This window comes from Citrobacter freundii complex sp. CFNIH4 (assembly GCF_002934505.1).
GTDB classification, from domain to species: domain Bacteria; phylum Pseudomonadota; class Gammaproteobacteria; order Enterobacterales; family Enterobacteriaceae; genus Citrobacter; species Citrobacter freundii.
Genome location: NZ_CP026231.1, coordinates 2,131,969 through 2,145,153 on the forward strand (window position 1 = coordinate 2,131,969; position 13,185 = coordinate 2,145,153).

Annotated in this window: 17 protein-coding genes; 6 read left to right on the top strand and 11 right to left on the bottom strand. The window is 49.2% G+C overall.

The window, feature by feature from the left end:
- Positions 1-33 precede the first annotated feature (33 nt).
- From C2U41_RS10860 to mntP, 4 genes are all read left to right on the top strand, one after another.
- Positions 34-834 (top strand): PTS mannose/fructose/sorbose transporter subunit IIC, encoded by an 801-nt coding sequence (locus C2U41_RS10860; protein WP_003021004.1) that lies wholly within the window; start codon positions 34-36, stop codon positions 832-834.
- A gap of 12 nt (positions 835-846) precedes the next feature.
- Positions 847-1,698, top strand: a complete 852-nt coding sequence (locus C2U41_RS10865; protein WP_008322630.1) for a PTS mannose transporter subunit IID — start codon at positions 847-849, stop codon at positions 1,696-1,698.
- 60 nt (positions 1,699-1,758) lie between these two features.
- Positions 1,759-2,217: a DUF986 family protein gene (locus C2U41_RS10870; protein WP_003021010.1), complete on the top strand. Its 459-nt coding sequence runs from the start codon at positions 1,759-1,761 to the stop codon at positions 2,215-2,217.
- A 432-nt stretch (positions 2,218-2,649) separates the two neighbouring features.
- Entirely contained in the window at positions 2,650-3,216 is a 567-nt protein-coding gene (gene mntP / locus C2U41_RS10880; protein WP_003021013.1) for a manganese efflux pump MntP, read from the top strand.
- Here the strand turns inward: mntP and rlmA are convergent.
- The 6 genes from rlmA to mgrB form a co-directional block, all read right to left on the bottom strand.
- The gene (gene rlmA / locus C2U41_RS10885) at positions 3,213-4,022 is read right to left on the bottom strand and encodes a 23S rRNA (guanine(745)-N(1))-methyltransferase (protein ID WP_003841628.1); all 810 of its coding nucleotides are present in this window, start codon (positions 4,020-4,022) and stop codon (positions 3,213-3,215) included. The genes mntP and rlmA overlap by 4 nt on opposite strands.
- Positions 4,023-4,085: 63 nt before the next feature.
- Positions 4,086-5,831 (bottom strand): peptidoglycan glycosyltransferase FtsI, encoded by a 1,746-nt coding sequence (ftsI, locus tag C2U41_RS10890; RefSeq protein WP_003841630.1) that lies wholly within the window; start codon positions 5,829-5,831, stop codon positions 4,086-4,088.
- Between the two features lie 219 nt (positions 5,832-6,050).
- Entirely contained in the window at positions 6,051-6,260 is a 210-nt protein-coding gene (gene cspE, locus C2U41_RS10895) for a transcription antiterminator/RNA stability regulator CspE (RefSeq protein WP_001062678.1), read from the bottom strand.
- Positions 6,261-6,272: 12 nt separating this feature from the next.
- Entirely contained in the window at positions 6,273-6,416 is a 144-nt protein-coding gene (locus C2U41_RS10900; RefSeq protein ID WP_003034983.1) for a DUF2627 domain-containing protein, read from the bottom strand.
- 636 nt (positions 6,417-7,052) lie between these two features.
- Positions 7,053-7,337: a YebO family protein gene (locus C2U41_RS10910; protein ID WP_003841991.1), complete on the bottom strand. Its 285-nt coding sequence runs from the start codon at positions 7,335-7,337 to the stop codon at positions 7,053-7,055.
- 74 nt (positions 7,338-7,411) lie between these two features.
- Entirely contained in the window at positions 7,412-7,555 is a 144-nt protein-coding gene (gene mgrB, locus C2U41_RS10915; RefSeq protein WP_003034977.1) for a PhoP/PhoQ regulator MgrB, read from the bottom strand.
- A gap of 164 nt (positions 7,556-7,719) precedes the next feature.
- Here mgrB and C2U41_RS10920 point away from each other — a divergent pair, with 164 nt between their 5' ends.
- Complete coding sequence (locus C2U41_RS10920) at positions 7,720-7,959, top strand: YobH family protein (RefSeq protein WP_003034975.1); 240 nt, start codon at positions 7,720-7,722, stop codon at positions 7,957-7,959.
- 114 nt (positions 7,960-8,073) lie between these two features.
- On the opposite strand, the gene kdgR is transcribed toward C2U41_RS10920, so the two are convergent.
- Entirely contained in the window at positions 8,074-8,865 is a 792-nt protein-coding gene (gene kdgR / locus C2U41_RS10925) for a DNA-binding transcriptional regulator KdgR (protein ID WP_003833778.1), read from the bottom strand.
- 174 nt (positions 8,866-9,039) lie between these two features.
- Between kdgR and C2U41_RS10930 the strand changes: the two genes are divergently transcribed.
- Positions 9,040-10,407: an MFS transporter gene (locus C2U41_RS10930; protein WP_103848634.1), complete on the top strand. Its 1,368-nt coding sequence runs from the start codon at positions 9,040-9,042 to the stop codon at positions 10,405-10,407.
- A 63-nt stretch (positions 10,408-10,470) separates the two neighbouring features.
- Here the strand turns inward: C2U41_RS10930 and C2U41_RS10935 are convergent, their stop codons facing one another.
- The 4 genes from C2U41_RS10935 to htpX form a co-directional block, all read right to left on the bottom strand.
- Entirely contained in the window at positions 10,471-10,677 is a 207-nt protein-coding gene (locus tag C2U41_RS10935) for a hypothetical protein (RefSeq protein ID WP_003844076.1), read from the bottom strand.
- A gap of 9 nt (positions 10,678-10,686) precedes the next feature.
- The gene (locus C2U41_RS10940; protein ID WP_104427100.1) at positions 10,687-11,421 is read right to left on the bottom strand and encodes an IpaD/SipD/SspD family type III secretion system needle tip protein; all 735 of its coding nucleotides are present in this window, start codon (positions 11,419-11,421) and stop codon (positions 10,687-10,689) included.
- 38 nt (positions 11,422-11,459) lie between these two features.
- Positions 11,460-12,157 (bottom strand): IS1-like element IS1B family transposase gene (locus tag C2U41_RS10945; protein WP_095033700.1). Its coding sequence is split into 2 segments (ribosomal slippage): positions 11,460-11,908 and positions 11,908-12,157, totalling 699 coding nucleotides; the frame shifts between segments, so codons are not numbered across the junction.
- An 83-nt stretch (positions 12,158-12,240) separates the two neighbouring features.
- The gene (gene htpX, locus C2U41_RS10955; protein WP_003034964.1) at positions 12,241-13,122 is read right to left on the bottom strand and encodes a protease HtpX; all 882 of its coding nucleotides are present in this window, start codon (positions 13,120-13,122) and stop codon (positions 12,241-12,243) included.
- Between the last annotated feature and the right edge of the window lie 63 nt (positions 13,123-13,185).

Sequence of the window (13,185 nt, forward strand, 5' to 3'; positions counted from 1 at the left end):
CACTTAAGTCTGTATAGCAATAGGAGAAGTACAATGGAGATTACCACTCTTCAGATTGTGCTGGTGTTCATCGTCGCATGTATCGCGGGTATGGAATCGGTACTCGATGAATTTCAGTTCCACCGTCCGTTGGTGGCCTGTACGCTGATTGGTGCCGTTCTCGGGGACATGAAAACCGGTATTATCATCGGTGGTACCCTGGAAATGATCGCCCTGGGCTGGATGAACATCGGTGCTGCGGTTGCACCAGATGCGGCACTGGCCTCAATTATCTCTACCGTTCTGGTTATCGCAGGTCACCAAAGCATTGGTGCCGGTATCGCGCTGGCTATCCCACTGGCAGCCGCAGGCCAGGTACTGACCATTATCGTTCGTACTATCACCGTAGCATTCCAGCACGCAGCGGATAAGGCGGCCGAAAACGGTAACCTGACGGCACTCTCCTGGCTGCATGTATCCTCTCTGTTCCTGCAGGCTATGCGTATCGCTATCCCAGCGGTAATCGTAGCGATTTCTGTTGGTACCAGTGAAGTTCAGAGCATGCTTAACGCCATTCCGGAAGTCGTGACCGGCGGTCTGAACATCGCAGGCGGTATGATCGTGGTGGTTGGTTATGCGATGGTCATCAACATGATGCGCGCAGGCTACCTGATGCCATTCTTCTACCTCGGCTTCGTCACCGCGGCATTTACTAACTTCAACCTGGTTGCTCTGGGTGTGATTGGCGCAGTGATGGCGATCCTCTACATTCAGCTGAGCCCGAAATATAACCGCGTAGCCGGTGCACCTGCTGCGGCGGCTGGCAATAACGATCTCGATAACGAACTGGACTAGCAGGTGAGCGAAATGGTTGATATGACTAAAACTACCACCGAGAAAAAACTCACTCCGAGTGACATTCGTGGCGTGTTCATTCGTTCTAACCTGTTTCAGGGTTCATGGAACTTCGAACGTATGCAGGCGCTGGGTTTCTGTTTCTCCATGGTGCCGGCTATCCGCCGCTTGTACCCGGAAAACAACGACGCACGTAAGCAAGCGATTAAGCGTCACCTGGAATTCTTTAACACCCATCCGTACGTAGCGGCTCCAGTACTGGGCGTTACGCTGGCGATGGAAGAACAGCGTGCAAACGGCGCAGAGATTGACGATGGTGCCATCAACGGTATCAAAGTTGGTCTGATGGGTCCGCTGGCAGGCGTCGGCGACCCGATCTTCTGGGGTACCGTTCGCCCAGTATTCGCCGCGCTCGGCGCAGGTATCGCGATGAGCGGCAGCCTGCTGGGGCCATTGCTGTTCTTCGTTCTGTTTAACCTGGTTCGTCTGGCAACCCGTTATTACGGTGTGGCATATGGCTACCGTAAAGGTGTCGATATCGTTAAAGATATGGGCGGCGGCTTCCTGCAGAAACTGACTGAGGGGGCGTCAATCCTCGGCCTGTTTGTCATGGGGGCATTGGTTAACAAGTGGACGCACGTAAACATTCCACTGGTGGTTTCTACTATCACCGGTCAGGATGGTCAGACTCGTGTTACCACTGTGCAGACTATCCTTGACCAGCTGATGCCGGGTCTGGTTCCTCTGCTGCTGACATTCGCCTGTATGTGGCTGTTGCGTAAGAAAGTGAACCCGCTGTGGATCATCGTTGGCTTCTTCGTCATCGGTATCGCGGGCTACGCTGTCGGACTGCTCGGCCTGTAAAACTGTTGTACATCACCGGGGGCTTGCCCCCGGTTTTTCTATTTAGAGGGTTGAGGATTCATGACTATCACGGACCTGGTGCTGGTTCTATTTATCTTTTCGCTGCTGGCGTATGCCATTTACGATCAGTTCATCATGCCCCGCCGTAATGGCCCTACTCTGCTTACTGTCGCCCTGCTTCCCCGCAGCAGAGTCGACAGTGTTATCTTCCTTGGCCTGGTAGCTATTCTTATCTACAACAACATCACCAGCCACGGCGCGCAATTTACCACATGGTTATTATGTGCACTGGTATTGATGGGTTTGTATCTGTTCTGGATCCGTACGCCAAAAATCATCTTCAAGCAGAAAGGTTTTTTCTTCGCCAACGTCTGGATTGAATATAACCGCATTAAAGAGATGAATTTATCTGAAGACGGTGTATTGGTGATGCAATTAGAACATCGAAGATTGTTGATTCGCGTACGAAATATAGACGATCTTGAGAGGATATATAAACTATTAATTTCAAATCAATAGCTTATGAATATAGCCTGAACTATGTTTTTATATATCAGTATAAAAACAAACATAGCCAAGGCTATATTTCACTGTCCTCAATGTTATTTATTTTAACGTTTTATTTATAAATAAATCTAAATGAAAATCGTTTTCAACTAGACGTCAAATATTATTTCTGCGTTTCTTGTTTTATATTCTCAAAATATGTTAAGGTTGCGCCCGTCGTTGGGGAGTAGCCGATTTCCAGACTCCGGAAATGTACGTGTCAACATACTCGTTGAAAAACGTGGCGCGTACGGACTGAACTTACAGGTTCAGTCAGGCGAGACCATAGGCACATCAACTGCAATGCATATTTGAATGGCGCTGTATTTACAGTGATTCCAGCCTGTATGCATGGTTACTGGGGGCAGTGATGTGTTTTATGGATACCCCGGTCAGGACGCTGTTATGAATCTCACCGCTACCGTTCTTCTCGCTTTCGGCATGTCGATGGATGCTTTCGCCGCATCAATTGGCAAAGGCGCCACCCTGCATAAACCCAAATTTTCTGAAGCATTGCGCACCGGACTGATATTCGGCGCAGTTGAAACGCTTACGCCACTGATTGGCTGGGGCATGGGGATGCTGGCCAGCAAATTCGTGTTGGAGTGGAACCATTGGATCGCCTTCATTCTGCTGATTTTTTTAGGCGGGCGAATGATAATCGAAGGTTTTCGCGACAACGGCGATGAAGAGGAAGAACCGCAGCGCCGCCACGGTTTCTGGCTGCTGGTTACCACCGCCATTGCCACCAGTCTCGACGCAATGGCCGTCGGGGTGGGTCTGGCTTTCCTGCAGGTCAACATTATTGCCACAGCGCTGGCCATCGGCTGCGCCACATTGATTATGTCCACGCTCGGCATGATGATTGGTCGTTTCATTGGCCCAATGCTGGGCAAACGAGCTGAAATTTTGGGTGGGGTGGTGCTGATTGGTATCGGTGCCCAGATCCTCTGGGCACACTTCCACGGTTAATTCAGACGCTGCCAGACATGAATACTAAAGTCGGTCTGGCAGTCAAACGTCGTTTTCCCCGCTAACGTTTCCCACACTTCCGGCTTTGCCCGCCAGGCGAACGGCGTCATTTGCAGTAACGCAACGGCCTCGCTGCCCTGAAGCTGCATCTGATATCCCAGCGCAATGCTCTGTTGCAGAACAAAACCGTCCAGTTGCTCAGTATGGGGCGCATGCAAACGCACCTCATCATAAATCAGCCCTTTCAGTTCCATTAAATGACGCGGTCCCGGCGTGGCGGTGATCACCCATCCACCCGGTTTAACCACGCGAGCCAGCTCTTGCGCTTTACAGGGCGCATAGATCCGGATGATGGCATCCATTGACTCGTCTGCGAACGGCAGACGATGGCTGGAGGCAACGCAAAAGATCACCTGCGGATAGCGTCTGGCTGCGGCTTTAATTGCCACTTTGGATACGTCAAGACCAAAGGTTGTACAGCCCGCCAGCGCGTCGGCAAACGCATGGGTGTAATACCCTTCCCCACAGCCAATATCCAGGATCGCTGCATCTTCTGAATTCGACTTTTCTTTAAGCACATTCACAATCGCATCACGCAACGGTTGATAGTGCCCAGCATCAAGAAATGCCCGTCTGGCTTGCATCATTTCAGCGCTATCACCCGGATCGCGCGACCGCTTATGCTGAACCGGCAGTAAGTTGACATACCCTTCTTTCGCCACGTCAAACTGGTGCCGTCCGGGGCAGACAAAACTGTTATTCGCTTGAGTAAGAGGCTGGTGGCAAAGAGGACAGGAAAACGACATGACAACTCCGGCAGGTGACTTAAGGGCGCAAGTGTAACGCGAATTGCGCCCTGGGAAAATAACTTACAGCGACGGCGAGGATACGTTGCTGCCGTGCATCACCAGCAGATGATCAGAGTCGGCAGGCATACCATCCGGTTTAACGTTCTCCAGACGCAGGACATCACCCATTATCTGGCTGAAGACAGGCGCAGAGACAGCCCCACCATAATAAGCACCGTTTTGCGGATTATTGATGACGACCACCAGTGCAAATTTCGGGTCGCTCGCTGGCGCAACGCCTGCCGTGTAGGCCACGTATTTATCGACATACTTACCGTCATCACCAATTTTCTTTGCCGTTCCTGTTTTAACCGCCACGCGATAATCTCTGACCGCGGCTTTAGTTCCCCCACCACCGGGTAACGCGACGCTTTCCATCATATGTTCAACCTGGTGAACCAGCGCCTCCGGCATCACTCTGGTACCGATTACCGGCGGGTCAATACGGGTAATCGAAAGGGGTCGATAGATACCAAAACTACCAATGGTTGCATATACGTGCGCCAACTGCAGCGGCGTTACCATTAATCCATAGCCGAATGCAAAGGTCGCGCGATCCAAATCGCTCCAGTAGCGGCGTTGAGGCATTAAACCGCTACTTTCACCGGTTAATCCCAGTCCGGTTGGATCGCCAAAACCAAAGCTCTTATAGGTATCCAGCAACTTTTGAACAGGCATAGCCAGTGAAAGGTGCGACACGCCGGTATCGCTCGATTTCTGCAAAATTCCGGTCAACGACAGCTCCGGGTAAAATCCGACGTCGCGAATGCGATGTCCATCAAGGTAAAAAGGATGGGTATCAATCACGCTGTCCGGTTGTACTATCCCCTGCTGGAGCGCAGTCATGATCACCAGCGGTTTAACGGTTGAACCGGGTTCAAACGTATCGCTTATCGCACGGTTACGAAAATCATCCAGTACCGCGCCGTCACGGTTATTGGGGTTGAAGTCAGGAAAGCTCGCCATGGACAGTATTTCACCGGTAGCAATGTTGACCAGCACTGCGGCTCCTGATTCCGCTTTATTCCACGTAACGGCATTGTCCAACGCATCTTCAGTGACCGTCTGCAGGCGCTCATCGATGCTGAGCTGTAATTGGTGTGCAGGAACAGGCGTAACTTCGGTGATATTCTCGATTACATGGCCAAATTTGTCTTTACGTACCAGACGGGAGCCAGGTTTACCCATCAACTGGTTATTAAAGCTTTTTTCCAGCCCTTCAATGCCTTGTCCATCAATGTTGGTAAAACCTATGAGATTCGCCGCTACGTGGCCTGCAGGATAGAACCGGCGGGATTCCTCGCGCAGGTTAATGCCCGGGAGATTAAGATCATCGACCCACTCAGCCTGCTGAGGGGAAATTTGTCGTGCCAGGTAAATAAAACGTCCGCCAGGATTACTGTTAACGCGTTCCGCCAGCGTACTCAGTGACAGATGCAGAGCCCTTGCCAGAGCCTGCCACCGTTCGTTATAACCCACGCCTCCCTTGCTGATGATGGTCTTAGGATCGGCCCATACCGCGTTAACCGGAACACTTACCGCCAGCGGTCGCCCTTCTCTGTCGGTAATCATCCCGCGCGGCGAGGCAATAGTTACCTCACGTAATGAACGCATGTCTTCCTGTTTCACCAGACTCGTCGGCGTGACAATTTGCAGCCATGCAACCCGACCCAGCAGCAATCCCAGACTCAATAATATTGCCACACAAAGCAGGGCAAAACGTACGGGAGTAAAATTGCGCGCGTCGCCGTCGTTTTTCTTTTTCACCTGAACTCCAGCAAGATAGTTTTTCAGGTGTCTGATTTAACGAGAAATGTCGTAAGAAAGCGGGGAAAACTATGCTACGAACATCACGCCTTTGCAACAAAGCGCTAATGGGAGGGCATTTAGAAATATTTAGACGTATTTTGAATTAAAAAGCCCCGCATAGGCGAGGCTTTATATCTGAGATGGTTGCGCATATGCGCTTCAAATCAGTGGTGTCGATCAGATAGCTGTTACGTTAACAGCAGCCGGACCTTTCTGGCCGTCCTGAATTTCGAACTCAACGTTCTGGCCTTCAGCCAGAGTTTTGAAGCCGTTACCCTGGATAGCGGAGAAGTGTACGAACACGTCTTTGCTGCCATCAGCCGGAGTAATGAAACCAAAACCTTTAGACTCGTTGAACCACTTAACTTGACCTTTAATCTTTGCCATTTGCAAAATTCCTTAGAGTATTTTCTTCGCCCGCAGGCATAACATAGATAAAACTGAGACATTACTGCTTGAGGCACTAATATAAGGTTCGGCAGAGAAGCGGTATTCAACGTCAACGTGTTTACTCAGGACTTCTTTACTGAAAATGCCACACATAAACAGAACTGTACCTCGTTTAACCCAAAACGTGTTATCACATACAACGTTAATAATGGCAAGCCATTTTTAAACGTGTCTCGATCGGTCGCACAAATCCTGTCGTTCATCAAACAGCAACTGCACAGTTATGCGCCACACCGAGTAGTGTTATATTCCCGCCGCTCGCCCCATCCCCCGCCAGGCTTGCACCATAGCCGGGACATTTCTACCATAGCTCAATAGCTTCGGTTGTTCCAGATTAGCTGTTACAGGGTGTGCTGAATATCATTTTTTATGCTTAGTAATGCATAAAATGTCACAAGCGTAAAAATGAGATCTGCCTTCTGCTTTTGCACCAAAATAATGAAAGAATGATGACAATGCACAAAAAAAGTAAGAGAAACGTTTCGCTGTTAATAAAACGATCACTATCACAAAAATGACATAATCATATTTTTATCGTATGGGAAATTATATTTATATCAGACTGGGGATAAGATATTAATTGGCTGGAGCATCTGAAAATACTGAGTTAACACGAGAATCAGAGTGCTAATTACACGACATGTGCAGAAGAAAATAATCTGGCATGTTGGCGACAGGATGAAACATCTGAGAACGTAAGCAACAGATCCTCACCCTGTCATACCGTTTTTACCGCTCAGCTACCAGGCGGATGATGTCATCATCTTCGTCTTTCGCTGTGACCACAGCAGGCTCTGCCGCTTTTTCAGGTTCGTTAGCTTCGCAAAGGCGACGGAGCAATGCGTTCTGTCTTTTTTGCTGATCTAACAATGCTTCAAGCAGCTCAATCTGCTCATTAGTACGCGAACTTGCCCTATTGACGAAAAACCACAGTACAAGCCCGACAACCAGAATCACCACCGATACAGCCAAAGACGCCAAACTCAACGCGCCAGAATTCAAAACTTCGTTCATTTCACCACCTCAATGTAGACAGCGTAGTTTACCACTGCCGCACAAGAAGGTAATCAACTGTGGCAAAAATGCGCTTACCAGGGAATAAATTTATTAATGGCACAAATACCGCTGAAAAATTGTACATCCTGATCGCACATGATGTTGAACACTTGCGCCCACATCAGTATGCATACCAGCACGACAACTATCAGCACTACCCAGCGAATTTTTTTCACTCCAGCTCCACTCTTCGAATCAACATCTTATGCCTATAAATTATCATGCGTTACCTAAACCCAGCGTTAACTGTATCGGCATTCAATCTTTTTAGGAATGATTCACTTGTTTCATCCCATGTACAGGCTAATCTAATAATAACGAGAAAAGATAAGAGGTTGTAATGCGTCTGATAATCCGCGCTATTGTGTTGTTAGCTCTGGTTTGGATCGGTTTATTACTGAGCGGCTACGGAATTTTGATTGGAAGTAAGGAGAATGCAGCAGGCCTGGGCTTGCAATGCCAATATCTGACCGCCCGCGGAACCAGCACCGCGCAATACGTCCACACAAACAGCGGTATCATTGGCCTGTCGGATTGTCCCTTGTTAAGAAAAAGCACGGTCATTATTGATAACGGTTAATATAGCAGCAATACATCCGCTACGTTATTTGCACCAACTAACGTTATGACTGTTCATAAAAAACCCCAGATACAAAAATACCTGGGGTTTTTACCTTGACGCTATTACATCAGATTAGAACGGATAGTCGTTATAACCCATTTGTTCTGAAATTTTACGCGCAGCCGTATGCAGCATCGCCACATACTCGTGCAAACGTTCTTCTGAGAAACGTAGCGTCGGGAATGAAATACTCAAGCCTGCAATCACTACACCGAAACGGTCAAACACCGGTACACCGATGCAGCGCAGACCTTCTTCCTGTTCTTCGTTATCTTCACCGTAGCCCTGCTCGCGTACTTTATCCAGCAATACCAGCAGCTCATCAGTATTGGTAATAGTACGGTCGGTGCTGCGCTTGTACTCGATACCATCCAGAATCTGCTTCACTTCATCGCGGTCACGCCATGCCAGCAGAACTTTACCGATAGCCGTGCTGTACAGCGGATTACGGCGACCTACGCGAGAATACATGCGCAGATTGTACATAGAGTCGATTTTATGGATGTAGACGATGCTGTCTTCATCCAGTGCACCAAGGTGCACTGTCTCTTTGGTCAGGCGCGAAAGTTCGCGCATCTGAATATCAGCGCTACGGATAAGATCGACGTTTTGTAACGCGCGAGCACCCAGCTCGAATAGTTTCAGGGTCAGTGAGTATTTCTCAGACTCCCCTTCTTGTGCCACATAACCCAGCGTTTTCATGGTCTGCAAAAAGCGATAAACGGTGCTTTTTGACATCATGACGCGTTGCGACAACTCGGTAATACCAATTTCGCGCTCTTCACCCAGCGCCTGCAGAATGCCAAAAACCTTCAGCACGGAAGATACAGAATCGGGTTGTTTATCCAGATCTGCGATTGCCATTTATCACCCCTTTCGAGTGTTTTATAAAAATCAGAACCGGTTTTTATTATAATTTCACGTATCAGCCCTCGCAATCGCTCTTTGCTTACTTAGTTACAAATCTGCGACCTAACGCCTGAATATCAATGCTAAAATTATTATTCTCATCATAAATTCCAACAGTATTGACTTCCTATGGAAAAAACTCAGACCGATGGTCTGTCATTGCCCCAGCGATATGGCGCAATTTTAACCATTGTTATTGGCATCTCTATGGCAGTACTCGACGGCGCAATAGCAAACGTTGCCCTCCCCACTATCGCCACCGATCTTCAGGCCTCACCCGCCAGCTCAATCTGGATTGTGAACGCCTACCAAATTGCGATCGTTGTTTCGCTGTTATCGCTCTCTTTTTTAGGTGATATGTTTGGCTACCGACGCATTTATAAGTGTGGTCTGGTCGTGTTTCTGTTGGCATCGCTGTTTTGTGCCTTGTCAGACTCGCTGCATATGCTGACGTTAGCGCGCGTGGCTCAGGGTTTTGGCGGCGCGGCGCTGATGAGCGTTAATACGGCATTGATCCGACTCATTTATCCTCAGCGCCAGCTTGGCCGCGGGATGGGTATTAACTCCTTTATCGTGGCTGTATCCTCGGCAGCGGGTCCGACTATTGCGGCGGCAATTCTTTCTATTGCCTCGTGGAAATGGCTATTTCTGATTAACGTTCCATTGGGGATCATCGCCCTGCTGCTGGCTATGCGTTTTTTGCCACCCAATTCATCGCGTAGCAATAAACCGCGCTTTGATCTGCCCAGCGCAATAATGAACGCCTTAACATTCGGTTTGTTGATCACGGCACTCAGCGGATTTGCACAGGGACAGTCGCTAAAACTGATTGGTGCTGAACTTATGGGGCTTCTCGTGGTAGGGTTTTTCTTTATCCGCCGCCAGCTCGCATTGCCGGTACCTTTATTACCGGTTGATCTGCTACGCATTCCGCTGTTTTCACTCTCTATTTGCACCTCAATCTGTTCATTCAGCGCACAAATGCTGGCGATGGTTTCCCTGCCCTTTTTTATGCAAACGGTTCTCGGACGCAGCGAAGTTGAAACGGGTCTGCTGCTGACGCCGTGGCCGCTGGCAACCATGGTGATGGCCCCACTGGCGGGATATTTGATTGAACGTGTTCATGCAGGTCTGCTTGGCGCGCTGGGCATGGCAGTAATGGCTTGTGGGCTGTTTTCTCTGGTGTTACTGCCCGCATCACCTTCCGATTTTAATATCATCTGGCCAATGATTTTGTGTGGTGCGGGTTTTGGTTTGTTCCAGTCACCGAACAACCACACTATCATCACCTCCGCGCCGCGAGATCGTAGCGGAGGCGCGAGCGGTATGCTCGGAACGGCACGCTTACTGGGTCAGAGTACCGGGGCCGCACTGGTTGCGCTGATGCTAAATCAGTTTGATGACAGTGGAACGCACGTCTCGCTGATAACAGCGGGTATTCTGGCTTCGCTGGCCGCAATCGTGAGTGGCTTGCGTATTACGCAGGCGCGCGTATAAACCCATACCCGGCAGTACTTCGCCGGGCTTGACGTCACTATTATTCGCGTAACGGTTCCGATGTCACCACTCCGGTTGGTACATAGGATTAGACGGATCGTCTGTATCTCCCATTATACAATCAGAAAAAAACTCCAGACTAAATCCTGCAGTGGCTAACTGCATCAATTTACGCTGCTCATCCGTTAAATTCGCTGTTGGGTCGAGTTCTTCTGCTGAAACAGCATCATCTGCAGAAACTGGCGTTGTGCTGATGGTCATATCGCTCATGATAAATACCTATTTCAGGAACTCTTTTTGGGTTTCCAGTAGAGCTTCTATCGTCGACGACAATACCTTGGTCAGGTTATTGAAGATGGTATTTGCCTGGCTTAATTTTTCAGACATAACTTGCGACTGGCTTTCTACTGTACTGGACATTGTGTTCATCGAGTTTTCCCACTCGTTAAACATACCGCTGCTGATAGTAGCAAATTCACCCGAGTTGTGTGCCTCAAAATCCCAGGTCAATGCAGGAGAAACATAAATATTAGCCTTATCACTAAGGATTCCCTTCCCATTCATGTCATATGACTTATCCAAAACAACAACACTTTCTGTAAGACGCACACTAGCATTGCTATTACCTGCTTCACTATTGGTTTCTGCAGGGTCTAACATTGAGGTTGGGATTAAAAAACAATCATATTCCTTATAATCGTCAGTATCTCTTGATGTTATTAACGTATAACCAGCCGGTATATAAAAGTTTTTCGAGCTTATTGTAGACATGGGCACAATAACCATGTCCTCGCTCGGGGATATAACAGAGTACGATTTTTCATCCCCATCATTTCCATAATATCTTGAGTCGTTTGGAGATAAACCAATATCGGATGCAGTTGGGGCCTCGGCTGCAGTCGATGTTCCTGCATCTGAGCCTATTAAGCTAAATGTTGCATCCTGGCCATCCCTAACGGGCTGAAGATCTGGGTAAACATAGAGAGTATAAGTGCCATCAGCCTCAGCTACCATATACAGCCGACAATCCGATTCTGGGTAATGACTCCAACTTATTGATAGTGTTTTATGTTCAGATAATGCCCGATGACTTTGTCATGCAGCTCCACCGATTTTGAGAACGACAGCGACTTCCGTCCCAGCCGTGCCAGGTGCTGCCTCAGATTCAGGTTATGCCGCTCAATTCGCTGCGTATATCGCTTGCTGATTACGTGCAGCTTTCCCTTCAGGCGGGATTCATACAGCGGCCAGCCATCCGTCATCCATATCACCACGTCAAAGGGTGACAGCAGGCTCATAAGACGCCCCAGCGTCGCCATAGTGCGTTCACCGAATACGTGCGCAACAACCGTCTTCCGGAGCCTGTCATACGCGTAAAACAGCCAGCGCTGGCGCGATTTAGCCCCGACGTATCCCCACTGTTCGTCCATTTCCGCGCAGACGATGACGTCACTGCCCGGCTGTATGCGCGAGGTTACCGACTGCGGCCTGAGTTTTTTAAATGGCGGAAAATCGTGTTGAGGCCAACGCCCATAATGCGGGCGGTTGCCCGGCATCCAACGCCATTCATGGCCATATCAATGATTTTCTGGTGCGTACCGGGTTGAGAAGCGGTGTAAGTGAACTGCAGTTGCCATGTTTTACGGCAGTGAGAGCAGAGATAGCGCTGATGTCCGGCGGTGCTTTTGCCGTTACGCACCACCCCGTCAGTAGCTGAACAGGAGGGACAGCTGATAGAAACAGAAGCCACTGGAGCACCTCAAAAACACCATCATACACTAAATCAGTAAGTTGGCAGCATCACCATGTGGCCCTTTTATCAATCCAGGCAACCTATTTCAAATATTCCCCACTGCGTAGCGCTTCAATACGTTTGTCCAACGGGGGGTGAGTCATAAACAGCTCACTCAACGATTTGGATTTACCATTGATGCAGAACGCCATCATACTGGTCGCTTCCTGCGGCTCATAGCTGGTTTTCAGGCGCTGCAGCGCGGCGATCATTTTTTCACGACCCACCAGTTTTGCAGAACCGGCATCCGCATGGAATTCACGATGACGTGAGAACCACATGGTAATGATGCTCGCCAGAATACCAAACACCAGTTCCAGCACCGTTGCCACCGCAAAGTAGATCAACGGGTTACCGTTGCTACCCTCACCCTCATCACGGTTTCCGCCCATAAAGCCAGCGGCAATTTGCGCCAGAATACGTGAGATAAAGATAACGAAGGTGTTTACTACCCCCTGAATGAGCGTCATGGTCACCATATCGCCATTGGCAATGTGGCTGATCTCATGCGCGATAACCGCTTCGGCTTCATCCGGGCTCATGTTTTGCAACAGGCCAGTACTTACAGCCACCAGCGAGGCATCCCGGCGGGCACCAGTCGCAAACGCGTTAATATCTGGCGCGTGGTAGATTGCAACCTGTGGCATAGCGATCCCGGCCTGGCGGGCCTGATTCGCAACTGTATTCATCAGCCAGCGTTCTCTTTCATTGCGAGGCTGTTCGATCACTTCCCCGCCAACGGACTTTAACGCCATCCATTTGGACATCAGCAGCGAAATGAAGGAACCACCAAAACCAAACAGCAGTGCCATGATCAACAAGCCTTGAACGCTGCTTGACTGGATCCCTGTCAGGCTCAATACCAGCCCGAAAACGACCATCACAGCCAGGTTCGTCAGCAGGAAGAGCGCGATTCGCATCATAATTTTCTTTTAACCTCAATTTAACAAAACGCACTATGCGATTACCCATATCGTATGGGTCTT

Excerpts from the sequence above, each read along its gene's own strand:
- C2U41_RS10860 (WP_003021004.1), top strand. The coding sequence starts at position 34 with ATGGAGATTACCACTCTTCAGATTGTGCTGGTGTTCATCGTCGCATGT.
- C2U41_RS10865 (WP_008322630.1), top strand. The coding sequence starts at position 847 with ATGGTTGATATGACTAAAACTACCACCGAGAAAAAACTCACTCCGAGT.
- C2U41_RS10870 (WP_003021010.1), top strand. The coding sequence starts at position 1,759 with ATGACTATCACGGACCTGGTGCTGGTTCTATTTATCTTTTCGCTGCTG.
- mntP (WP_003021013.1), top strand. The coding sequence starts at position 2,650 with ATGAATCTCACCGCTACCGTTCTTCTCGCTTTCGGCATGTCGATGGAT.
- rlmA (WP_003841628.1), bottom strand. The coding sequence starts at position 4,022 with ATGTCGTTTTCCTGTCCTCTTTGCCACCAGCCTCTTACTCAAGCGAAT.
- cspE (WP_001062678.1), bottom strand. The coding sequence starts at position 6,260 with ATGGCAAAGATTAAAGGTCAAGTTAAGTGGTTCAACGAGTCTAAAGGT.
- C2U41_RS10900 (WP_003034983.1), bottom strand. The coding sequence starts at position 6,416 with ATGTGTGGCATTTTCAGTAAAGAAGTCCTGAGTAAACACGTTGACGTT.
- C2U41_RS10910 (WP_003841991.1), bottom strand. The coding sequence starts at position 7,337 with ATGAACGAAGTTTTGAATTCTGGCGCGTTGAGTTTGGCGTCTTTGGCT.
- C2U41_RS10920 (WP_003034975.1), top strand. The coding sequence starts at position 7,720 with ATGCGTCTGATAATCCGCGCTATTGTGTTGTTAGCTCTGGTTTGGATC.
- kdgR (WP_003833778.1), bottom strand. The coding sequence starts at position 8,865 with ATGGCAATCGCAGATCTGGATAAACAACCCGATTCTGTATCTTCCGTG.
- C2U41_RS10930 (WP_103848634.1), top strand. The coding sequence starts at position 9,040 with ATGGAAAAAACTCAGACCGATGGTCTGTCATTGCCCCAGCGATATGGC.
- C2U41_RS10935 (WP_003844076.1), bottom strand. The coding sequence starts at position 10,677 with ATGAGCGATATGACCATCAGCACAACGCCAGTTTCTGCAGATGATGCT.
- C2U41_RS10940 (WP_104427100.1), bottom strand. The coding sequence starts at position 11,421 with ATGGTAGCTGAGGCTGATGGCACTTATACTCTCTATGTTTACCCAGAT.
- htpX (WP_003034964.1), bottom strand. The coding sequence starts at position 13,122 with ATGATGCGAATCGCGCTCTTCCTGCTGACGAACCTGGCTGTGATGGTC.